Origin of the sequence: Clostridium saccharoperbutylacetonicum N1-4(HMT), assembly GCF_000340885.1 — a bacterium.
GTDB lineage: Bacteria > Bacillota > Clostridia > Clostridiales > Clostridiaceae > Clostridium > Clostridium saccharoperbutylacetonicum.
Genome location: NC_020291.1, coordinates 6410455 through 6432395 on the forward strand (window position 1 = coordinate 6410455; position 21941 = coordinate 6432395).

The following is a 21941-nucleotide window of genomic DNA, read 5'->3' on the forward strand; positions in this document are numbered from 1 at the left end:
TTTCACACCTTAATCTCTCCTTATATAATCCAGATTCTTTATTGTTTGCATTTTATCCAAGTAACCGAATTTTAAAGTTCCAACTCTTCCATTACGTTGTTTTGCTATAATCCACTCCATTATGTTTTTATCCTCCGTTTCCGGATTATAATACTCATCTCTATATGCAAACATAACTAAGTCTGCATCCTGCTCAATATTCCCACTTTCTCTTAAATCACTCATTATTGGTCTTTTATCAGTTCTTTGTTCTACTGCTCTACTTAATTGACACAATAAGATAATGTTTATATCTAATTCTTTGGCCAATAGTTTCAGTTGTCTAGTAACTTCTCCTATTTCTGCACTTCTATTTCCTTTACTTGGTATATCCATTAATGTAAGATGATCTATAATTAATACGTCTAGTCCGTGGATTTGCTTTACTGCCTTTGCTTTTGATTTTATAGTTAAAATATTTTGATAACTACTGCAATCAGTGAAAATATTATTTCTTTGTGATAAGGAATTAAATGTTAGTGCTAATTTTTCAAATTCTTGACTAGATAGTTTTCCAGTTTGAAGTTTCTGTGCTTGAATATTTGAATTATAGGCTAATCTTCTCATTCCTAGGCTTTCAGGTGTCATTTCTAATTCTACAATAAGCACTTTGTATTTATTTATTCCTAATCCATCTGCTATATTTAAAGCTATTAGTGTTTTCCCCGTACTTGGCCTTCCACCAATCACAAACAATTCTCCTTTTTTTAATCCATTTGTAGCCTTATCAAAATCTATAAAGCCTGTTTGCATACCTGGTATTTCTCCACCAGTTTGATATCTCTTTTCTATTTCTCCTATTGTTCTACATAACAGTTTATCTTCACTCATAATTGATGTTTTATTTTCATCTGTGCAACTAAGTACGTCTGTTAATTCTCCAACTATTTGTCTAGGTTTTTCTTTTTCATCATACATTTTTTCTATACTTTGGGTTATAGCCCTAATTGCCTTTCTGCGATATGATTTTTCTTTAAGTATGTCTATATATATTTTAGGATTTATAGGCATTCCTGATGTCATTAACTCAGTTAAATAAGTAACTCCGCCAACTGATTGGAGGTTCTCTTTTCCTATAACATTTACTAATAATGTTATATTCATATCTTTTCCTTCTGCGAACAATTGACAAATTGCAGTAAATATATTTTGATGGCTTGTCTTATAGAAATCCTCTGCTTTTAAATGTTCTACTGCCTTGACTATTAAATCAGGATTTTGCATTATACTTCCTAATAACTCCTGCTCTACTCTTATGTCTTGTGGTAATTCTCTAATCATAGATTTCCTCCTTAATCAAATTCAAATTTTTTATATTGCTTGGTAGTGGTAGTTGTTTTTATATTAGATTGATAACTATGCTGGTCTTTGTTCTTATTGCACCATGTATTTAATGCTCTATAGTGGTCTTTGTATTTAGTACCTTTTCCATTTGCTATATAATTATCTAGTGCCAATATTTGATTATTAACAAACTTATTACCAAACTTATCTACTAATTTGTTATATTGCTCTTGTGTAAGTTTTACTTTGTCTATTACATCATCAATAAATGCTAGGTCTATATATATGTTTTCTTTTATTTTCTTTTTATTTTCTTTTTGTGGTTCAACTTTTGCACCTACTATTGGTTCAATTACTGCACCTACTATTGGTTCAATTTTCGCACTAGTAATATTTATTGAACTAGGTTCATTTTTTATATCTACTTTTATAAAATATTTGCTTCTTTTCCCCTTACCACTTTCTCTGATTAAAAAGCCCTTATTTATAAGGGAATCAAATAAGTTGTCTAAAGTATTGTTATGTTTTATACCAGTTAATTTTTTGATTAATGTTCTACTTGGATCTGCATATCCAGTTTTGTAATTTATATACCTAAAAATTATAAGCAATAAACCTTTTTCTTTAATATCCAAGTCCTGTGCATCAATTATAAAATTAAATTCTTCCCATCGCTTTTTTTCATCAGCCACATAAACACCTACCTAAAAGCCTTTTTAAAGAACCACAATCCTTCAAATGTTGGCTGCTTATTGAGTTTCTTACAGATAGCAATATATTGATCCATTAACTTTAAACTCATATTTACCCTCCTCTAAATTTCAATGATGTGATTTAAACTACTTGCTACACTTTTAAATGCTTGAATTTGCGTTTCTAGCGATTTAATTTTTCCTTTAAGTTCTGCTATCTCTAAATCTTTTTTTAAACTTTCATCATTGGTTTCAATTCCAAGATACTTGTCCACTTCTGATTTCTCAATTAAATATTCAGTTCCACTTTTTATCGCTTTAATTTTACCTTTTCGTATCTCATTTCTTACTGTTGTAGGTGGCTTGTTTATTTTTTCTGCAACTTCACTAACTTTGTAAACTAACGCATCACTCATTTATATACCTCCATTTAATTTTTATAGACATTGCATCTATTCTAGATGTGATATTTTTAGATATGAATATTTAAAATAAATAGATTTGATTCTTATTTGTTTTTATAGTCTACCTTGAAAAATGATTTTTGCTAAAATATTTTCAAAAAATTTTTAAATTTATATTTTTATAAAATTCACCTATACTATAACTTGATTTTTATAAAAAATAGATTTGATTAAAAAATATTTTTATTTTTCATTGATTATTATTTCTGTAACGTCAACATTCAATGCTCGTGCTAATAATCCTATAGTTTTAGGGCTTGCATTTCTTTTCCCATGCACGATGTTAGTTATAGTTGCTCTTGGCATCTTAGCTATTTCTGCTAACTCATTAGTATTAAGACATGCTTTTGCTTGTAATAATACTAATTTTTTTATATCTAATTTCAACATTCTTTCGCCTCCGTTTACTTTTGTATATTTTTAATTAAATATTAGTTTACTTTTGTGTCTTTGTCAAGAATTTTGTAAACTTTTTTCACTTTATAGTTACAAATGTGTACTTTAATGTTATTATTTTATCAGGAGGTGTTACTATGCCTGTAGGTGAAAATATAAAAATGTATAGAAACAATTTAGGTCTGACTCAGAAACAATTAGCTGAAAAATGTTCAATTTCTGAATCTGCTATCAAATATTATGAAAGCAATAGAAGAAATCCTAAAATAGAAACTTTAAATAAAATCGCTGATGTTCTTCAAGTTAGCTTAGATGATTTAATTGAACGCAATGTAGTATTATCAAAAAAAATAATTGCCTATTTAGAAAGACCAATGTTAAAAACTATTGATTATGAAAACATATTAAAGATATTATCAGAAACCTTAAATATTGATTATGAATTGTTAGAGAAATGTGTAAATAGCGATAAAGAATTATCTTTAGAAATACAAAAAAAACTATTAAATTACCTTTCCGATATAGATTATCCTTTATTTTTAGAATTTATCGAAAGATACAAGAGTAAAATTCAAAAATCAGATGAATTAGATAGATATGTAACAGAACTTTTTGCCTTGAAAATATATGATTTAGATAAAAACTCTATCGAATTATTAAGATCGTATATACTCCTTGTTTTTGATAAAAAGGTATCACGACTTCTTAATGATGATATACTTCACAAACTTCAAAAAGATATAACTAAATTTTTAGAATTTAAATTGTATGAGATAGAAAAGGAACACTATGGCGAGGATAAATAATGTAAATAATGCTTTAAGACTAGAGTGAATATTTTTTGGATTTAGCCTATTACCTATGCAAAAATAATTATAATTTTATTTCTTAATTTAAGATAAATATTACTTTCATGTAAAATATAGTATAATTATTTTATATTTTATTATTGGAGTGATTTTATGGGTATATTAGACTTCTTTAAGCCAAATAAATATGAGAATTCAAAATTAATAGAGTTACAGAATATAGTTTTTAACATTGATTCTACTAGTTTACAAGTAAGCAGAAAACAATTAAATGATGCTCTAAACAAGTATGTATCTGACCATTCTAAAATTGTTAATGATTGCGTTAATTTAATAGGAACTACCTCAGATTCAAATACATTTTTTACTCGCTTCAATTTATTGAATGTTCACTTAAAAGCTTTATCAAAAGTTGAAAATTATTATTCTTTTAGTGAAATGCTTCCATCTGCTCAATTAAAGAAACTTTCAATCGATAAAGACATGCTGATCAATTGCTTTATCAGCAAAAGCTGGGAGACGTTATTATCTAAAACATCATCTTTAAAAACTGAGAAAGCAAAACAAAATAACATTAGTAAATTTTTTGAGAACATTTATGGATATAAGAATAATATGAGTAATTCAAATGTTGAACATCTTGAGAAACTAAAAAATAGTACTAATTTATCTAAAGTTAAAATAGATACTAGTGGTAAAGTAATTTATGATGGATTAAAAAAGGAAATTGATGCTTCTCTGTATGAGTATGTATACAATAAAGCCATTAACGATAAAAATATACATAAATTCTTTCCAGAAGGGATCCCAAAACAAACAGTATTTCATATAATTTCTGAACATTTTAAAGGAAGAAGATCTGAAGCTATAAATGCAGATATATGCAAAATGTTTTTTGATATTTCAAATAAAAATTTAGAAAAAATAACTCAAACTATATGTAGTATAAGTTCCATAGCTCTAACCATGTCTAGAAGTAAGAAGTTAGGAATAAACTGGTACGTATGGAGAACATGTATGGATACACGAGTTAGACCATCACATGCTTATTTAGAAGATGTTTTAATTAATTATGATACTCCACCTTTCTCAGAAACTTTGTTAAATGAAAAACCTATTGATAATTATAATGCAGGAGAACAATATAGATGTCGTTGTTGCGCTTCGCCAGTTATAAGACTAGATTTTATTTCATGGCCACATAAAGTATTCTATCAAAACAAAATTCAAACTATGACTAAAGAACAATTTGAATCAATTATGTAACTTATTACTTTTATTTTTGTTGTAGGTACTCTGCAAATTAATTTAGTAACTACAAGCGAAGTCAATACTATTGACCTAGTTAAATAAATCTTAAAGCAGATTAGGCTGAAATCCATTTAGGAAAGGTGGTATTTATGGCAAGTTATAAGCAATTATCAAAATACAATTGGAAAGTAGATATTCCATTAGGCTACGAAAACGGTAAAAGACAACGAGTTATAAAACAAGGATTTAAAACAAAAAAAGATGCTGAAAAATTTGCTACGGAAACATTAGCGCAAAAGAATAGAGGTTATATTGCCTCTACAGAGAGCAATATACTCTTTAAAGACTTTATAAATAAATGGTTTAATGAATATAAGATAAATACAATTAGCACTAATACAGTAACAAATTATAGATCAAGGATAGATACTCATATAATACCTAAATTAGGCCATTACAAACTAAATAAAATTACTAATATAATTGTTCAAGATTTCTATAACAGCCTTATTAATGAAGGTGCTAAGGCTTCTAGTGCTAAAAAGATTATTGAAACACTAAATAATTGTTTAAAGTATGCACAAAAAAATAAACTTATATATAATTTACCTACAGATATTGAAAGAGTTAAAATGGAAAAACCTAAAGTTGAATTTTGGAATAAAGATGAAATTGACTTTTTCTTAAGTGAAATAAAAGATACATATCTTTATACTCCAATTTTAATTGAACTATTTACAGGATTAAGAATTGGCGAATTATGTGGCTTACGCTGGGGTGATATTAATTTCAAAACCAAATATTTAAATGTTACCCACCAGGTTATATATGATAGAACCACTAAGGAACTAATATTTACGGATAAGTTGAAGACACCCACAAGTTATAGAAAAATGAGTTTACCTGAAATATTAATTGATCACTTAAAAGATATTAAAGGAGAGGCTCTTAAAACTGACTTTGTTGTGTTAAGTCGTGAAGGTTCAATGTGTAATCCTAGAAACCTCTCTATGAATTTTACTGGTGAAATTGCAAAATATAAAGATTCATTAAGCGATAAAATGAAATCATCTCCAAAAGATTTTGGACATTATAAGTCCTTAAAACAAATAACATTTCATGCCCTCAGGCATACCCATGCCACCTTATTAATATTTAATGGTGAAAATATCAAGGTTGTATCTGAAAGACTTGGACACAAGAGCATATCTGAGACATTAGATACCTATACTCATGTTATGGATGATATGAGAGATAATACTGCTGAATTGCTTGATAATATATTTAAATATAAACCTCTTCATGATGATAAAAAACAACTCTAATTTATGGTCACTTTTAGTCATCTTTTTACGTGAAATAAACTTTTGGTCATCTTTTCGTCACCTTTTTGATAAATAAAAATGGCTTAACCATTACAGTTAAGCCATTCTTCTTTGTACATTGGTACTCCCAGCGGGAATCGAACCCACATCTATCCCTTAGGAGGGGATTATTCTATCCATTTAACTATAGGAGCTTATATTCAATTCGTACTCATAAATTTTATACTAATTATTTACTATTGTCAAATTAATAATCAGCTTACTTTTTCTTTAAGATTCTGAAATTCTAAAATTCTTAAGAATTTTAGAATTTCAGAACTTAGGAATAAAAGAATATAAGAATATATATTCTTAAGAATAGCTGCTTTAACTAAAATATTCCTCCATTAATTCTTCTAACTGCTTCTGCAAGTCAACTTTTTCCTTATACAAAGCATCTAATTTTTCATAGTCATCACAGAACTTATTGATTTCCTCTTCAATGCCTTTTAATTTTTCTTCTAATTCTTCTATTTTCTCTTCAAGTTTTAATTTTTTAAATTCGTTATTAGGTTTTGTATTGTTAGATACTTTTTCTTTTTTAGTTTTGGCTATTTTGTTTTCTTCCTTAGGGATTATTTTAACTTCTACTCCACTTTTTAATTGGGCAATTTTTTCTTTATAGTATTCATAGTTCCCATTGTATGAATTTAAGATTCCCCCCTCTAATTCTACAACTCTATTTGCTATATTATTTATAAAATATCTATCATGAGATACAAATAATAGTGTTCCTTCAAAGTCTTTTAAAAATTCTTCTAATTCCTCTCTTGAAGCTATATCTAAATGATTTGTTGGTTCATCTAAAATTAAAAGATTCACTTCCTTATACATTAATATAGCCAGTTTAAGTCTGCTTCTTTCACCTCCAGATAAAGCTCCAATCTTCTTAAATACCATTTCTCCAAAGAACATATATCTTGCAAGATATTCTCTAGCCTTACCTTCTGTTATTACTATATCTTCTCTAAAGGTTTCTAATATAGTTTTATCTTCAGCTTCAAACACTACATTTTGTGGTAAATATCCAAGCTTTATACTGCTACCTAAGCTTGCTGTTCCCTTATCTGCTTCAAGATTTCCAAGCAAAATCTTTATTAAGGTTGATTTTCCACAACCATTTGCTCCTATTAAGGCTACTCTTTCCTTATTTCTCACTAGTAAATCTGCTTTATTAAATAACACTTTTTCATCATAGCTTTTGTATAATTCTTTAACTATAACTACATTATCTCCAGACCGTTCTCCTGTATTAACATTAATATTAATGTTTTGTCTTTCCATCACAGGCTTGTTTACCCTTTCAAGCTTATTTAACATCTTTTCCATGCTTGCAGCTCTTTTAAAGAACTTAGTATTATCACCATTCTTTCCCCATTCCCTTAATTGGGCAATAGACTTTTCAATTGCTTTAATCTTCTTCTGCTGATCTAAGAAGGCTTCCATTTGAAGCTTGAGTTGTCTATCTTTTTCATTTACAAAGGCTGTATAATTCCCATCGTAACTTTTTGCTTTCATATCTTCTATTTCAATAATTTTCGTCACTACATTATCTAAAAAATATCTATCATGAGAAACTATTATTACTATGCCTTTATATTCTTTAAGATAAGCTTCAAGCCATTCCATAGTCTCCAAATCCAAATGATTAGATGGTTCATCTAATAGTAATATATCAGGATTTTGAAGAAGTATTTTCCCTAAAATAACTGTTGTTTTTTCTCCTCCACTGAGTTCCGTAAATAGTTTATTCTTAAACTCCTCGTCAATTTTAAGTCCCACACAAACCTTGCTTAATTTTTCTTCCTTTTCATAACCTCCCAAACTTTCATAGTTAGTTTGTACTTTAGAATAACTATCTAATAGTTTCTCCATATTGGCTTCATTAGCTTCCGTCAGTTGCTTTTCAATAAGTTCCATTTCCTTTTGCAACCTATCTATTTTCTCAAAAGCTGTATTTAAAACATCAATTACTTTATAACCTTCCGGGTAAACTGGCATCTGTTCAAGATACCCTAAAGTTGAATTCTTTTTAATTGAAATAGTTCCACTTTCATGTTCTTCAATTCCCATAAGTATTTTTAATAGCGTACTCTTACCACAACCATTTTCCCCTACAACTCCAACTTTTTCAGAGGTTTGTATATCAAATGTAACATCCTCTAAAACCATATTTGCTCCATAGTATTTTTGTAATTTATTCAAAGCTAATTCTATCATTATTAATTCCTCCAATTTTCTCTATATTTTTTTGTTCTACATTCTTGTGTTTACTAAGTTTTATTAATAAAAATAACATTACTGGAATATACACGACTGCTATAATTCCAAAGGCTATTGAAAATCCAACCTTTTCTGCCAGTGCTCCAAACAAAGGAAACACACTTATCATAAATGCACTAAAGCATAAACTATCAAAAGATAATATTGTTGCTCTATATTCTGATGGTACTCTTGAGTTAATATAATCGCTAAAGATTGTGAAAGAAAGCCCTGCTGAAACTGAACTTAAAAGGAAAAATGCTACTGATAATTCCTTTACAAACGCTAATCCCATCAAAGATAATATATTTATAAGTGATACAGTTATTAAAGTTCCTTTTAATTTTAAGCTTGCTTCAAGCTTATAAGCATATTTTGAGCTAATAGCATCAATAAGACTACTTGCTGCACAGATTATAGCTATCATTGTTTTTGAATAACTAATATCAGAAAAATACTGTTGACTGTAATAAAACACAGTAGTTTGAAGACTTGATACTAATGCTGAAAATAATATTAAATATAATACTACCTTTCTTATTCTTAGTACTTTAACACTTGTCACCAATTGATTTAATATTAAATTTCCAGTTTCCTTTACTTTATCTTCTTTTTGAATAGGTGGTTCATTAAAGTTATAAGCAGCTATTAAAGCTATTATCTGTATAACAGCCCCTAATATATATGCATATAAGAAATTAACATCTGCTAAGATTCCACCAAGTAAGACTGCTAACCCCTGAGCTAAAGACATAATAAAGGCTAAATCCCCCCATATTTTCTTATATTTATCCTCTTCACCTAACTCTTTTAAACTATCATAAACTAGAGCTTCCCCTGCTCCAGAATTTAAATTTGCTCCTGCTGCACTTAATGCAAAGGCAATACTAAAGCCCCAAAAGCCATTTGAAATAATCATTAGAATACAGGAAACTATACCAACAATTCTTCCAAGAATTACACTAAACTTCTTTCCATATAAATCAGCAATAACTCCTGTTGGCAATTCAAATAACACTCCTGTTATATGATAAACAGATTCTATAAGCCCTATCTCCACTAAAGACATACCTTTAAAGCTTAGGTATAGTACCCATATTGCTGAGGTGATATTTAATTGTAGTAAAAAATTATAAACATAACTAATTGATATATTTCTTTTTAATTTTTCTTTAATATTCATATTTATTAATCCTCCAAAAATCTAATTTATTTTTTTATGCACAAAAATAAGCCTTTAAATTTTAGCTTTTAGTAAAACTCACTAAAGCTAAAGTAAAAGACTTATGGAAGAAACGCATCTTAGATTTTTGGTTATAACTCTATTGATATTCAAAATTCACACATCAAAGTTTAGCTAAAACCCTTAAAATAAGTAATATAAAAGGACCCAAGTATAAAAACCTTGAGTCCCAAAAAGCTTAACTTATCAGTATATGAATTTCAAAAAATTCAATTTACCTAAAGACATGGAATCATGGATTCATACTATAGTCAGTACTTATTCTAAAAATGGACGCACTTCCCCCGTTAAATTGAGCATATGCAAATTTTGTAAACAATCCACTACCGAACTTTTCTTTCTTGCTTACAACGATTTTAAAACTACCAACTATATTAGCCATGATTCCACCTCCTCTTCTTAATAATATTATAAATTATATACTAAATACTGGTATTTTGCAAGGATTTTATTAGATTAGCTATCTCATTTCCTCGGAAATACTTAATACTTAAATTGTTTTTACTTTAAATTTTCTGTTAACTCTAACTCTAAAAATATCAACTATCTTTGTAATTAATGGACCTGATAATATTATTACAGCTAAAGATATTGCCCAATCTTTTATATTTATCACAGATAAACTAAATATTTCTCTTCCAATAGGGGTTATAAATGCAAGCACTATAATCCCAAACATAGATAAGCACATTATAGTTTTGAACTTTGTCAAAGGTTTTGCAACCCTAAATAAAATTACCATGCTTATACCAGAAAACATCAATACTGATAAGGTCCTGCTATAATCCAAAGATGCATTTATTCTAAGAGACAATACGAAGGTTATTACAGTAAACAATGCCAGCAATATTCCATTTGGTATACTTACTGTGGTTATTCTTGTTAAGAAGCCTTTCTTTACTCCTCCAGTACTAGGTAACAACGCTAAAAAGAAAGATGGAATTCCTATTGCACAGCTTCCTACCAAAGATAATTGAATTGGCAATATTGGATATTCTAAGAATAACACTGAACACATAAGAGCTAAAATCCCTGAATATATTGTTTTTGATAAAAATAATTCTGAAACTCTCTCTAAATTATTAATTTGCTTTCTTCCTTCTTCAAGTACCTTAGGAAGTGCAGAAAAATCTGATTTCATTAATACCAACTGTGCTACTGCTTTTGTTGCATCAGATCCATTTGCCATAGCTATTCCACAATCTGAAGCTTTTAAAGCAAGTACATCATTTACTCCATCACCTGTCATGGCAACAGTATGCTCCATTTCTTGAAGAACTGTAACTATTTTTTTCTTTTGATGTGGAGTTACTCTTCCAAAAACAGTTGTATCATTAATTACTTTTTTAAGTTCTTCATGGTCTTCTGGCAATTCTCTTGCATCAATATATTTTTCCCATTGCTCTACGCCAGCTCTTCTTGCAACCTCTGATACAGTAATAGGACTATCTCCAGAGATTATTTTTACATCAACACCTTGTTCACTAAAGAATCTTAATACATCTGGTGCTGCTTCCCTTATAATATCTTCAATTAATATTAATGCAACACTTTCTATATTTCCTTCTAATTTTTCACTTAATTTGTTGTGAAGATTAGCTAACAACAAGACTCTCTTGCCCTTCTTTGCTTCTTCTTTAACTAGATTTTCTATAAAGTGATATTGTTTATTTAATATAATTTCAGGTGCACCTAAAATCCATGTTCCAATTCCCTCAAAAGTGGCACCACTCCACTTTCTTTTTGATGAAAATGGAATCTTATCTGTACATACTAAACTTTTATCATAATCTTTATATTTATCTAAAATAGCCTTTTGTGTTGGGTTATTACAAGGTAAATTATGAATTAAAGCCGCTAATATATTATCTATTTCTCCTGAATCTCGGCAGCCTATATTTTTAACTTCAGCTAGTCTTAAATCTCCTTGTGTTATTGTTCCTGTCTTATCTAAACATAATACATCCACCCTTGCTAAAACCTCTGTAGCACATAATTCCTGCACTAAGGTATCATATTGAGATAATTTAACAATCGAAACGATAAATGTAGCACTCGTTAACAATACAAGCCCTTCTGGCACCATACCAACAATTCCTGATACTGCACCTATACATGCATCCTGCCAAGTATTCTCAGGGATTCTTAATTGAGTTATTATTAGCAATAATGATAATGGTGGTACTATCCATATTATAACTTTAAATATTTTATCTATAGCTGTCTGCAATTCTGAATTTATTATTTTGAATTGTCTTGCTTCCTCTGCAAGTGTAGAAGAATAAGTTTCTTTTCCAACTTTTCTTACAACTGCATAACCTTCTCCTGATGCAACAAAGCTTCCTGAAAGTAACTTTTCACTATAATGCTTAGAGATTGCATCTGCTTCCCCAGTAAGCATTGATTCATCTATTTCAAGTCCATTACTTTGTATAACTTCAGCATCTGCTAGTATCTGCATACCTGCTTCTAAATACATTACATCATCAAGCACGATATCTTCTATGGAAATTTCTTTTATTTCACCATCACGAATGACTTTTGCATGAGCTTCACTAATAACAGATAACTTTTCTAATGTATGTTTAGCTTTAATTTCCTGTATTACTCCAATTAATGTATTTACAATAATAACACCTACGAAAACAGCATTCTTAGGTGAGCCAGCTATAATAATTGCCGCTGCAAGAGTAAAATTTATAGCATTAAATTTTGTAAATAAATTTGCTCTTATTATTTGAGCTATAGTTCTTGATGGAGTTTTAGGAATATGATTAACTTTGCCTTCTTTTATTCTTTTCTTAACTTCCTTTGATGTTAATCCTATTATTTCGTCATCGTTCCTTTCCTGAATATCTAATGTATTGTTTAAATTCATTAAAACTCTCCTACCTATGTAAATTATTTTTCTACCTTATTTCATCGAATTAATTAATGTATTATATATTATACCTTATTTTAATAATATTTTTCCCTATGTTTTACTTAAAATATTATTAAATTTATCTATTTTTAATAATCGTATAACTTTTTTATTCTTTTAATATAATAATTTTTATATTATACTGATTAGTGTAAAATTATTATATTGAAGGAAGTGTAATATTTAATGCTGAGAACTTTATTATTTTATTCAGGTATGATCCTTAGTTTAGTTTTTGCTTCTATCTTTAGAATTAGAATAAAATTTTTAACTTTTACCAATAATATAAAAGGAAGAAATAACTTCATTCATAAAGTAACCCATACATGGGCTAAATTTATTTTAAAAATAGCTGGTGCTAAAGTTAATGTTATAGGTCTAGAAAATATTCCTAAAGATGAAACTGTATTATTTGTTTCAAATCATGAAAGCAATTTTGATATTCCATTATTATTAGGTGTTATCGACATGCCAAAGGGCTTTATCGCAAAGAAAGAGCTTGAAAATTGGCCTTTCATAAGCACTTGGATGAAATATATAAATTGTATCTTCATGGATAGGGATAATTTAAGAAAATCTGCGGAAGCAATAGTTGACGGTATAAATTTATTGAAGTCTGGCCACTCTATGGTTATTTTCCCATCGGGTACACGAAGTAAAGGCAAGTCTATTGATGAATTTAAAAGCGGCAGTTTCAAACTAGCGACAAAATCAAAATGTCCAATAGTACCATTAACAATAAACGGAACCTATAAGCTCCTAGAAGAAAATAATAATAGAATTAAAGGCGCCGATATAGAATTAATAATTCATCCTACTATATATGTAGATAAATTAACTAAGGACGAGCTAGAGAAGCTACCTAATACAGTCCATTCCATCATAATTAATTCATGTAAGGATTACTAAAAAATATTATAACATATATTAAATTTTTTTGACATAGTTTCGTATAATATGTTATAATAAATTCATTTGACTTATATATGTTGCAATTCACAATTGTGTTTAAATTTTTTGGCATTTCAATACTAGAAATTAAGAATTATTCTTGCAATTTATATATTCCTTTAATTAGTAAATTAAAGGGGAGCGACCAATTTTAAAATATAGAAACGAGGATATTTAATGAATGATAATCAATTTGCTACATTAGGTCTAAAGGAGAGTATTGTAAAAGCAATATCAGACCTTGGTTTTACGGAACCATCTCAAATACAAGAACAAAGTATACCTGTAACCCTTAGTGGAGCTGACCTAATTGGGCAGGCTCAAACTGGTACCGGAAAAACTGCTGCTTACAGCTTACCAATCCTTACAAAAATGAGTGATAAAAAAGGGATTAAAGCTCTTGTTTTAGCACCAACAAGAGAGCTTGCAGTTCAAGTTAACGAAGAAATACAAAGATTGTCTAAGTATGAAAAAACTGAAGTATTATCTGTTTATGGTGGAGATTCAATAGACAGACAAATTAGAGCTTTAAGAAAAGGTACTGTAGACATAGTTGTTGGTACTCCTGGACGTATGCTTGACCTTATAAAGAGAAAATGCCTTCATTTAGATAGCATTGAATTTTTAGTTCTAGATGAAGCTGACGAAATGCTTAATATGGGATTTATTGATGATATAGAAGAAATTCTTAGTCATACACCAACAGAAAGACAAACTTTACTATTTTCAGCAACAATGCCTGATCAAATAAAAAAACTTGCTAAGAGATATATGAAAGCAGATGCACAGCATGTTTCGATAAAGAAAAGTTCTTTAACTGTATCTAAAATCGAACAAAGTTATTTTATGATTAATAACAAGCATAGATTAGAAGCTCTTTGCAGATTATTAGATTCAGATAATCCTAGTTCTGCTATAATATTTTGTAGAACTAAAAGAGGCGTTGATGAGCTTGTACAAGAACTACAATCAAAAGGTTACATGGTTGAAGGAATGCACGGAGATATGACTCAAGCTCATAGATTAACTACCTTAAATAAATTTAAAGAAGGAACATTAAGCTTATTAATTGCAACTGATGTTGCTGCTAGAGGTATTGATGTTGAGGGAGTAACTCATGTATTTAACTATGATTTACCTCAAGATGTTGAATCTTATGTTCATAGAATAGGTAGAACTGGTAGAGCAAACAAGAGTGGTACTGCGTACTCATTAGTAACTCCAAAAGATTTTGCAATGCTTAAGCAAATTCAAAATGTTACAAAGAGTCAAATTACTCAAAAACCTGTTCCAACTGCTGAAGAAATCAACAATAAGAAATTCAAAAACATGGTTTCCGAAGTTGAAAAAACTATTGAAGCTGGTGAACTTACAAAGTTTATCCCAAGTGCAATAGAATTAACTGAAGCTCATGATCCAGTATCAATTATTGCAGCTTTAATGAAAATTAAATTCCAATCTGAAAGTGTATTTGACTATAGTGCAAATAAGCTTGATGCACCTAAGAAAGAAGATGTACGTTTATTTTTCTCTGTCGGCAAACGAGATGGATTAACTCCAAAGGTATTGATTAATTACATTAAAGACATGACAAGAATTAGTGCTTCTGCAATTGGTCAAATAGACCTTATGGAAAACTTCTCATTTGTAACAGTTGATGAAACTGTAGCTGCCAAAATAATAAATAAATGTCCTGGCGGAAAGATCAACAAAAAGAAAGTTAATGTTGAAGTAGCCAATAAGCGTAAGAAATAATTATAAGTTAATTAATTATTCTTACATAAGGGAAGATTATTTTTAGGAATTCTCCTAGGTTTATCCTCCCTTTTTTTGTTGTTCTTTTTTAATATCTTCACTTATTACATTTCTAATTTCTATCCACAATATTTTATTTATTTATCCACATATCTGCTTAGTTATCTACATTATCTTCATAAAAATTCACATCTACAACGCCATCTAGTGCATACTTTTTTGGCATTCTAATACTAAGAATTCCATTATCAATATTCTTAAGTATTTGGCTTGTCTCTATATCTTCAATATTTTCAAATTTCTTATTGTATGACTTTTTTACAAGCACCTTACTTGTTAATATCCCAATTCCTCTATTCACTAATTCAGACCTATTTAAATTTATTTCTAATATTCCTGGATCATATCTTATACTTAATTCTCTAAGGTCAATCCCTTTTAAATTGATATTTAATAGGTACATATCCTCATATTGCTCCAATTCAATAAAATCATTATTTTCATCTTCTTTTCTTTCATAAATTCCTTCTTCCAAATTCCCATTATCAGTATTTTGAAATTCGCTAATATCTATATTCTCTAGAACAGAACTCATAATATCACTAATTTTTTGCAGATTATTTAAGTTAAAGGTGTCACCTATTCTAAATGAAAAAATTTTAAACATACTTTCCTCCTCATATTTATGGATTTCTAGTTACAAGATAAAAAGCTTCTAATACCTATATAGTATTTATAATTTTTCAATTTGTTTAAACTATTTATTCCATAAATAGAGTTGATTTGCCGAAGAAAAGTCGTCTTTAACCTTCAACTTCATTTCTTAAAGCTGCTTAGTTTTTCTTTATATTTCTTTATTTGAACTCTTGTATCCTCAATTTCTTTATAATCTAAATTTCCTCTTCCCAATCTATCAGAAAGTGAAACTAGTACTATTTCATTAATATTAACATCTTTTAACATGTCACCAATATTTTGAAACTTCATATCTTTAGTAACAAATAAGCTTTGCATATGCCATCTTACAAGACCTCGTACCTCTTCAATAAATGCCTCATCTTCATTAAAATGTTCTAAGAACTTTACAGTCATATCAGCTCCAACAATATCATGATTATAAGAGGTTAATCTTCCTTTTCTAAGCTTAGTAGTTGGCTTTTTCCCTATATCATGTAATAGAAGTGACCACATAAATACACGCTTATCTCTGCTTTTTTCTCTATACTTTGCACCTTCATCAACTACCATCATTGTATGAATAAAGACATTTCCTTCAGGATGATATTTGGGATTCTGATCAACCTCCTGCAAATCTTTAATCATTGAAAAAGGATAATTATCTAGCAAGTGATTTTTTAAAGCTTCTTCTAAATAATTAGATGGTTTATTATCATTTAATAAATTTTGTTCAATCTCTAAAAAAATTTCTTTATCATTCATTAAAATCATCCCCCTTTTATTATCTGTATTCAAACCTAATACTAGTATTTCAAATATTTTAATTCTTAATCATGAAAATATCTTTTTTATTTTTGAATATATTTAAACTCTAAACCACATTCCACATAAAATAATCTGCTTCACAGGACTATATGTTTCTGCTAATTTTAAAATTTTTCCTAAACTTTAACTTAATTATAGCTCCTAAAAACGAAAAAACAGTAGATAATTTTGCTTAACACAATATTATCTACTGTTTAATTATAGTATATATTTAAATTTTAACCTTCCAAGAATTAAAGAGCTGAATTTCCTCTTTCTCCAGTTCTAATTCTTACACATTCTGCTATATCCACAACGAAAATTTTTCCGTCACCAACTTCACCGGTTCTAGCAATTTTAGTGATTAATTCTATAACGTCTTCCACTTTCTCATCTTCAACCACTATTTTAACTTCTATTTTAGGTAATACATTAGTTACTATCTCAGTACCTCTGTGATATTCTTTCCATCCACGTTGTTGACCACAACCCATAACTTGGCTTATAGTTACACCATTTATATTATTATTTTTTAATGCTTCTTTAATATCCTCAAGTTTTGAAGGTCTTATAATTGCTTCTATTCTTTTCATAATTATTTCCTCCCTAATCATCCATTATAATATAAATATATGTTGTCTTATTGAGTCTTTATCTAAAAATTATACCATAAATTATTTTAAAATGAATTCTTTATTACAACATATATTATATTATTAATTTATATTCATATGCCCTGACTAGTCTAATCCATTAAATGCTGGGTAAGCAGTTTCACCGTGTTCAGCTACATCAAGGCCATCAGCTTCTTCTGAACTTTCAACTCTAATGCTCATAAATAATTTCATAACTTTTAGTATTATAAATGTCATTATACCTGCAAATAATACTGTTATTACAATAGCTTCAACTTGGGCAATTAAAAGATGCACATCTCCAAAGAACAATCCATCCCATTTAGCTACAGAGTTAATTGCTGTTTGTCCAAATAGTCCAGTTGCAATTCCTCCCCATACTCCTCCAATTCCATGACATCCAAAAGCATCAAGAGCATCATCGTAACCAAATTTTGATTTTACTGCTCCCATGAAGAAGTAACAAATTGGAGATACTATAGCTCCTATTATAATTGAGCTCCAAAGTGGTACAAACCCTGCACCAGGTGTAATTGCAACTAAGCCTACAACTGCTCCTGTTACTGCACCAAGTACTGTTGGTTTTCCATGTTTAACTTTTTCAATTAACATCCATGAAAGCATTGCTGTTGCTGCTGCAGTATTTGTTGTCATGAAAGCATGCACTGCTAATTCATTAGCTGCTAATGCACTTCCTGCATTAAATCCAAACCATCCAAACCAAAGTAATGCTGCTCCAAGAACTACAAAAGGAATATTGTGTGGTTTATAAGACATCATACCATATCCACGTCTCTTACCTAACATAATACAAGCTACAAGGCCTGAAACTCCTGAACTAATATGAACAACATCTCCACCAGCGAAATCAACAGCTCCTAAAGCTCCTATTATTCCACCACCCCATACCATATGAGCTAATGGATAATATACTAATAGCGACCACAATCCTATAAAAATAAATAATGCTGAAAATTTCATTCTTCCAGTTAAAGATCCAGTTATAAGTGCTGGAGTTATAATTGCAAACATCATTTGAAAAGCTGCAAAAAGCATATGAGGTATAGTTGGCGCATATGCAGAAGGCGCTCCTGCTACACCATTGAATCCAAAGAAATTAAGTCCCCCTACTATTCCACCAATATCATCACCAAAAGACATTGAGTAGCCTACTAATACCCACATTACAGAAGCTAATCCACAAATAAACATTGAAGACATTAGTGTATTTAAAACATTTTTCCTACGAACCATTCCTCCATAAAAGAATGCAAGACCTGGCGTCATTAAAAGTACAAGTGCTGAACAAAGTATAACAAAACTGATATCACCTGAATTAATTTCCATAAATATTCCTCCTTAATATATAAATACTAAACCAAAAATTATAAATTCAAATTACTTATTTTTTCTTTTTTTAAATAAATGTTAGCCCTAGGTAACTGCGCGCTCGTTCCCTAATACAACAATTATAAAATCTGCTTCATTATTACATTATTTGAAATAATAATGTAAAATAAAAAGGTGTTTGATCCGCATACTTAGCAGTACGCTTATCAAACACCATTGTTCTTATTTCATAGTATATAAGGCGAATTAACTTTTGTCAACAATTTTTTCATATTAATTTCAATTTTGTTTAATTTCTAATCAAAATTGTTTATAGTACTAATTATCATCTTCTTTATATGCTTATGCTTATTAGGCATGTCGTCTTCAGTATTGATTAATTGAATTAAATTAGTCAAATCACGAAGTTTACTCACTTTATACCAGTTATCACTAAGCTTGTAATCTGAATTATTATTATATTCTTCTTTAAACACATTAATTAGACTTTTATTGAAATATTCTTCATATCTAAAAAACTGCCCTATATCAGCAATAGGGTGTCCTGCCATTACAAATTCCCAATCTAAAACTCCAGATAAATGTCCATTTTCTATCAAAATATTAGTACCTTGAAAGTCGCCATGCACTAATCTAATATCCTTATCCAATTCCAATAAAATTTCATCATTTTGTTTTACTAATCGACAAATTTTATTTACAATGTCTTTACCCAATCTCTTTTTTGCCATATCCCCCATTAAAATTTCATACCACTTTATAAGTGGAGGAAAGTTGTCTATTACATGTAAATTTTTATCTAAAAATCCGACCTTATCAAATTTATAGCTGTGTATTTTTGCTAGCGTTCTTGCAACACTTTTAACAAAGCCGTCTTCTAATTTATATCCATCACTTACGACTTTACCCAAAGTCTGTCCATTCATATATTCATAGATTGCATATTCCCTATTTTCAATTAGTTCATCTCTACTAATCTTATATATTTTAGGAACTGGTATAGCTTTATTTTCTTTCAACATAGTCAATAATTTAATTTCTCTCATATAATTTTGTTCCATAGGAAAAAATATTTTCAAAAGATATTTTTTATTAATATTATTAGTTGAAATAATATAATTTGTGGTTCTACATCCCTCATCAACTGGTGTTATATTTACAATATTATTTTCTTGTAATATACCTTCAAATAGTTTACTGACTATATTCTCATCAATCTCTAAAAATGGGAATGTTCTCTCCCAATCATATTCCATAAATTATACCTCGCTACTCTAAATATATTAATTAGTTCCTATGCTTCTAATTGTTCTAAATAATCATAAGCTTTCTCTATTGCCTCTGTTTTAGTTTCATATATATGACTTACTCCAAGTTGAACTGCAAAGCCCATTCGATGTAATACCTTCATTGGCTGCTCTTGTACGTGGGTTAAACAAAGCTTTATATTATTCGCATCACAATGTTTAAGTAATCTGGTTAATGCATCTATTGCAGAAGCATCTATCGCATGGGTATGTCTCATATCCAAAATTACAACCCCAACAGAAGCTTCAATTTCTTTTATCTTACAAATAAATTCTTGTGCAACTCCAAAAAACATTGGACCATTTACTTGATATACTCGTATTCTTCCATCTGTTTTTTCTAATATTGCAGTTGTTTCTTCATCAAAAACTTTTTCCTCTACTAAATCTCTGATTTGTGTAGTATCTGATATTCTCTTCATAAATAAAAATGCTGTCATGACCATTCCAATACCTATAGCAACTACTAAATCAAATATAACAGTTCCTATAAATGTAACTAATAATACAATAACATCACTTTTAGGTGCTTTTAATAAGCCTTTAAAAGCTCTCCATTGTGACATATTATATGATACAACTGCTAATATTGCAGCAAGCACAGTCATTGGTACCATTTTAGCAAGAGGCATTAAAATTAACATAGTAATTAATAATGTTATAGCATGTACCATTCCTGCTATAGGACTTCTTCCTCCTGTTCTTACGTTAGCAGCAGTTCTTGCTATAGCACCTGTAGCAGGTATTCCGCCAAATAATCCTGATGTAATATTAGCTATCCCTTGCGCCACAAGTTCCATATTAGAATCATGAGTATCTCCAATCATTCCGTCTGCTACTACTGCTGACAGCAATGATTCTAAAGCAGCTAAAATAGCAATTGTCATGGCAGGACTGAATAATTTATTTATTACACTCATGCTAAGCTGTGGCAACACAGGCGCTGATATTGTTGATGAAATATCTTGAAATCTGCTTCCTATTGTATCTACTGGGAAATCTAACAGCTTTACAGCAAGAGTTGCTAAAATTAATGCAATCATAGATCCTGGTATAGTTTTATTAATCTTAGGCCAAACAATTATTATAATAACAGAAATTATTCCAATTGCTAGAGAATATATATTTAGTGTTCCCATATTAGAAAAATAACTGTTCCATTTTGCAAAAAACTCTGCTGGTACATTATCAATTTTTAAACCTAAAAAATCTTTAACTTGTGTTGACATTAATGTTACAGCTATACCTGCTGTAAATCCTATAGTTATTGTTTGAGGTATATACTTAATCAGCGAACCAAACTTTAATAATCCCATTATTATCATTATAATTCCAGCCATTATTGTCGCGGTGATGAGTCCATTTAATCCATATTCCTGAATTATAGAATAAATTATAACAACAAAGGCTCCTGTAGGTCCTCCTATTTGAACTCTACTTCCTCCCAAAAATGAAATAATAAATCCCGCGAAAATAGCAGTTATGAGTCCTTTTTCTGGTGATACACCAGAAGATATTCCAAGTGCTATTGATAATGGTATTGCTATTATAGCTACAATAACACCTGCAATAATATCCTTCATAACTTGTTCTTTAGTAATTTCCCCGTTCTTAATCATAGAAAAGAACTTAGGCATCATTTTTAATCACATCCTTATTCAATTGTTCAAATTTTATATTACTCCTAATCAATATAGTAGTCAAAGCAAAATATTCATTTTTTTGACAATAGGA

Annotated in this window: 19 protein-coding genes and 1 tRNA gene; 5 read left to right on the forward strand and 15 right to left on the reverse strand. The window is 29.2% G+C overall.

Going from position 1 to position 21941, the window contains the following annotated elements; translation table 11 throughout:
- Window positions 1-9: 9 nt before the first annotated feature.
- The 4 genes from dnaB to CSPA_RS27865 all read right to left on the reverse strand — a co-directional run bounded on the left by dnaB (window position 10) and on the right by CSPA_RS27865 (window position 2869).
- On the reverse strand, window positions 10-1320 hold the full coding sequence (dnaB, locus tag CSPA_RS27850; protein ID WP_015395764.1) for a replicative DNA helicase: 1311 nt from the start codon (window positions 1318-1320) through the stop codon (window positions 10-12).
- Window positions 1321-1331: 11 nt separating this feature from the next.
- On the reverse strand, window positions 1332-2015 hold the full coding sequence (locus tag CSPA_RS27855) for a hypothetical protein (protein ID WP_015395765.1): 684 nt from the start codon (window positions 2013-2015) through the stop codon (window positions 1332-1334).
- Window positions 2016-2137: 122 nt separating this feature from the next.
- Window positions 2138-2431, reverse strand: a complete 294-nt coding sequence (locus tag CSPA_RS27860) for a helix-turn-helix domain-containing protein (RefSeq protein ID WP_015395766.1) — start codon at window positions 2429-2431, stop codon at window positions 2138-2140.
- Window positions 2432-2662: 231 nt separating this feature from the next.
- Complete coding sequence (locus CSPA_RS27865; RefSeq protein WP_015395767.1) at window positions 2663-2869, reverse strand: helix-turn-helix domain-containing protein; 207 nt, start codon at window positions 2867-2869, stop codon at window positions 2663-2665.
- Window positions 2870-3012: 143 nt separating this feature from the next.
- Here CSPA_RS27865 and CSPA_RS27870 point away from each other — a divergent pair, with 143 nt between their 5' ends.
- The 3 genes from CSPA_RS27870 to CSPA_RS27880 all read left to right on the forward strand — a co-directional run bounded on the left by CSPA_RS27870 (window position 3013) and on the right by CSPA_RS27880 (window position 6260).
- Complete coding sequence (locus tag CSPA_RS27870) at window positions 3013-3681, forward strand: helix-turn-helix domain-containing protein (RefSeq protein WP_015395768.1); 669 nt, start codon at window positions 3013-3015, stop codon at window positions 3679-3681.
- A gap of 156 nt (window positions 3682-3837) precedes the next feature.
- Complete coding sequence (locus CSPA_RS27875) at window positions 3838-4950, forward strand: phage minor head protein (RefSeq protein ID WP_015395769.1); 1113 nt, start codon at window positions 3838-3840, stop codon at window positions 4948-4950.
- 134 nt (window positions 4951-5084) lie between these two features.
- The gene (locus tag CSPA_RS27880; protein WP_015395770.1) at window positions 5085-6260 is read left to right on the forward strand and encodes a tyrosine-type recombinase/integrase; all 1176 of its coding nucleotides are present in this window, start codon (window positions 5085-5087) and stop codon (window positions 6258-6260) included.
- Window positions 6261-6379: 119 nt separating this feature from the next.
- Here CSPA_RS27880 and CSPA_RS27885 read toward each other — a convergent pair.
- The 5 genes from CSPA_RS27885 to CSPA_RS27900 all read right to left on the reverse strand — a co-directional run bounded on the left by CSPA_RS27885 (window position 6380) and on the right by CSPA_RS27900 (window position 12682).
- Window positions 6380-6454, reverse strand: a tRNA-Arg gene (locus CSPA_RS27885).
- Between the two features lie 172 nt (window positions 6455-6626).
- Window positions 6627-8519 carry a ribosomal protection-like ABC-F family protein gene (abc-f, locus tag CSPA_RS27890; protein WP_015395771.1) on the reverse strand — a complete coding sequence of 631 codons (1893 nt, stop codon included), beginning with the start codon at window positions 8517-8519 and terminating at the stop codon, window positions 6627-6629.
- The gene (locus CSPA_RS27895) at window positions 8497-9744 is read right to left on the reverse strand and encodes an MFS transporter (protein ID WP_015395772.1); all 1248 of its coding nucleotides are present in this window, start codon (window positions 9742-9744) and stop codon (window positions 8497-8499) included. The genes abc-f and CSPA_RS27895 overlap by 23 nt, the downstream gene beginning before the upstream one ends.
- Before the next feature lie 292 nt (window positions 9745-10036).
- Complete coding sequence (locus CSPA_RS30425) at window positions 10037-10186, reverse strand: hypothetical protein (protein ID WP_015395773.1); 150 nt, start codon at window positions 10184-10186, stop codon at window positions 10037-10039.
- A gap of 108 nt (window positions 10187-10294) precedes the next feature.
- A complete protein-coding gene (locus CSPA_RS27900; RefSeq protein ID WP_015395774.1) occupies window positions 10295-12682 on the reverse strand; it encodes a cation-translocating P-type ATPase in 2388 nt (795 codons plus the stop codon).
- Between the two features lie 231 nt (window positions 12683-12913).
- Between CSPA_RS27900 and CSPA_RS27905 the strand changes: the two genes are divergently transcribed.
- Together CSPA_RS27905 and CSPA_RS27910 are read left to right on the forward strand one after the other, a co-directional pair.
- Window positions 12914-13636 (forward strand): lysophospholipid acyltransferase family protein, encoded by a 723-nt coding sequence (locus tag CSPA_RS27905; RefSeq protein WP_015395775.1) that lies wholly within the window; start codon window positions 12914-12916, stop codon window positions 13634-13636.
- Window positions 13637-13855: 219 nt separating this feature from the next.
- Window positions 13856-15433: a DEAD/DEAH box helicase gene (locus CSPA_RS27910; protein WP_015395776.1), complete on the forward strand. Its 1578-nt coding sequence runs from the start codon at window positions 13856-13858 to the stop codon at window positions 15431-15433.
- A 157-nt stretch (window positions 15434-15590) separates the two neighbouring features.
- Here CSPA_RS27910 and CSPA_RS27915 read toward each other — a convergent pair whose 3' ends face one another.
- From CSPA_RS27915 to CSPA_RS27940, 6 genes are all read right to left on the reverse strand, one after another.
- The gene (locus CSPA_RS27915; protein ID WP_015395777.1) at window positions 15591-16100 is read right to left on the reverse strand and encodes an Hsp20/alpha crystallin family protein; all 510 of its coding nucleotides are present in this window, start codon (window positions 16098-16100) and stop codon (window positions 15591-15593) included.
- Between the two features lie 149 nt (window positions 16101-16249).
- On the reverse strand, window positions 16250-16873 hold the full coding sequence (locus CSPA_RS27920) for an HD domain-containing protein (RefSeq protein ID WP_015395778.1): 624 nt from the start codon (window positions 16871-16873) through the stop codon (window positions 16250-16252).
- 296 nt (window positions 16874-17169) lie between these two features.
- Window positions 17170-17508: a P-II family nitrogen regulator gene (locus CSPA_RS27925; RefSeq protein WP_015395779.1), complete on the reverse strand. Its 339-nt coding sequence runs from the start codon at window positions 17506-17508 to the stop codon at window positions 17170-17172.
- 147 nt (window positions 17509-17655) lie between these two features.
- Window positions 17656-18897 (reverse strand): ammonium transporter, encoded by a 1242-nt coding sequence (locus CSPA_RS27930; protein ID WP_015395780.1) that lies wholly within the window; start codon window positions 18895-18897, stop codon window positions 17656-17658.
- 299 nt (window positions 18898-19196) lie between these two features.
- The gene (locus CSPA_RS27935) at window positions 19197-20156 is read right to left on the reverse strand and encodes a phosphotransferase family protein (RefSeq protein WP_015395781.1); all 960 of its coding nucleotides are present in this window, start codon (window positions 20154-20156) and stop codon (window positions 19197-19199) included.
- Between the two features lie 38 nt (window positions 20157-20194).
- Window positions 20195-21847 carry a SulP family inorganic anion transporter gene (locus tag CSPA_RS27940; RefSeq protein ID WP_015395782.1) on the reverse strand — a complete coding sequence of 551 codons (1653 nt, stop codon included), beginning with the start codon at window positions 21845-21847 and terminating at the stop codon, window positions 20195-20197.
- Window positions 21848-21941 lie beyond the last annotated feature (94 nt).

What these genes read in the sequence shown, in the direction of transcription:
- dnaB (WP_015395764.1), bottom strand. Translation starts at nt 1,320, where the DNA reads ATGATTAGAGAATTACCACAAGACATAAGAGTAGAGCAGGAGTTATTA.
- CSPA_RS27860 (WP_015395766.1), bottom strand. Translation starts at nt 2,431, where the DNA reads ATGAGTGATGCGTTAGTTTACAAAGTTAGTGAAGTTGCAGAAAAAATA.
- CSPA_RS27865 (WP_015395767.1), bottom strand. Translation starts at nt 2,869, where the DNA reads ATGTTGAAATTAGATATAAAAAAATTAGTATTATTACAAGCAAAAGCA.
- CSPA_RS27870 (WP_015395768.1), top strand. Translation starts at nt 3,013, where the DNA reads ATGCCTGTAGGTGAAAATATAAAAATGTATAGAAACAATTTAGGTCTG.
- CSPA_RS27875 (WP_015395769.1), top strand. Translation starts at nt 3,838, where the DNA reads ATGGGTATATTAGACTTCTTTAAGCCAAATAAATATGAGAATTCAAAA.
- CSPA_RS27880 (WP_015395770.1), top strand. Translation starts at nt 5,085, where the DNA reads ATGGCAAGTTATAAGCAATTATCAAAATACAATTGGAAAGTAGATATT.
- abc-f (WP_015395771.1), bottom strand. Translation starts at nt 8,519, where the DNA reads ATGATAGAATTAGCTTTGAATAAATTACAAAAATACTATGGAGCAAAT.
- CSPA_RS27895 (WP_015395772.1), bottom strand. Translation starts at nt 9,744, where the DNA reads ATGAATATTAAAGAAAAATTAAAAAGAAATATATCAATTAGTTATGTT.
- CSPA_RS30425 (WP_015395773.1), bottom strand. Translation starts at nt 10,186, where the DNA reads ATGGCTAATATAGTTGGTAGTTTTAAAATCGTTGTAAGCAAGAAAGAA.
- CSPA_RS27900 (WP_015395774.1), bottom strand. Translation starts at nt 12,682, where the DNA reads ATGAATTTAAACAATACATTAGATATTCAGGAAAGGAACGATGACGAA.
- CSPA_RS27905 (WP_015395775.1), top strand. Translation starts at nt 12,914, where the DNA reads ATGCTGAGAACTTTATTATTTTATTCAGGTATGATCCTTAGTTTAGTT.
- CSPA_RS27910 (WP_015395776.1), top strand. Translation starts at nt 13,856, where the DNA reads ATGAATGATAATCAATTTGCTACATTAGGTCTAAAGGAGAGTATTGTA.
- CSPA_RS27915 (WP_015395777.1), bottom strand. Translation starts at nt 16,100, where the DNA reads ATGTTTAAAATTTTTTCATTTAGAATAGGTGACACCTTTAACTTAAAT.
- CSPA_RS27920 (WP_015395778.1), bottom strand. Translation starts at nt 16,873, where the DNA reads ATGAATGATAAAGAAATTTTTTTAGAGATTGAACAAAATTTATTAAAT.
- CSPA_RS27925 (WP_015395779.1), bottom strand. Translation starts at nt 17,508, where the DNA reads ATGAAAAGAATAGAAGCAATTATAAGACCTTCAAAACTTGAGGATATT.
- CSPA_RS27930 (WP_015395780.1), bottom strand. Translation starts at nt 18,897, where the DNA reads ATGGAAATTAATTCAGGTGATATCAGTTTTGTTATACTTTGTTCAGCA.
- CSPA_RS27935 (WP_015395781.1), bottom strand. Translation starts at nt 20,156, where the DNA reads ATGGAATATGATTGGGAGAGAACATTCCCATTTTTAGAGATTGATGAG.
- CSPA_RS27940 (WP_015395782.1), bottom strand. Translation starts at nt 21,847, where the DNA reads ATGATGCCTAAGTTCTTTTCTATGATTAAGAACGGGGAAATTACTAAA.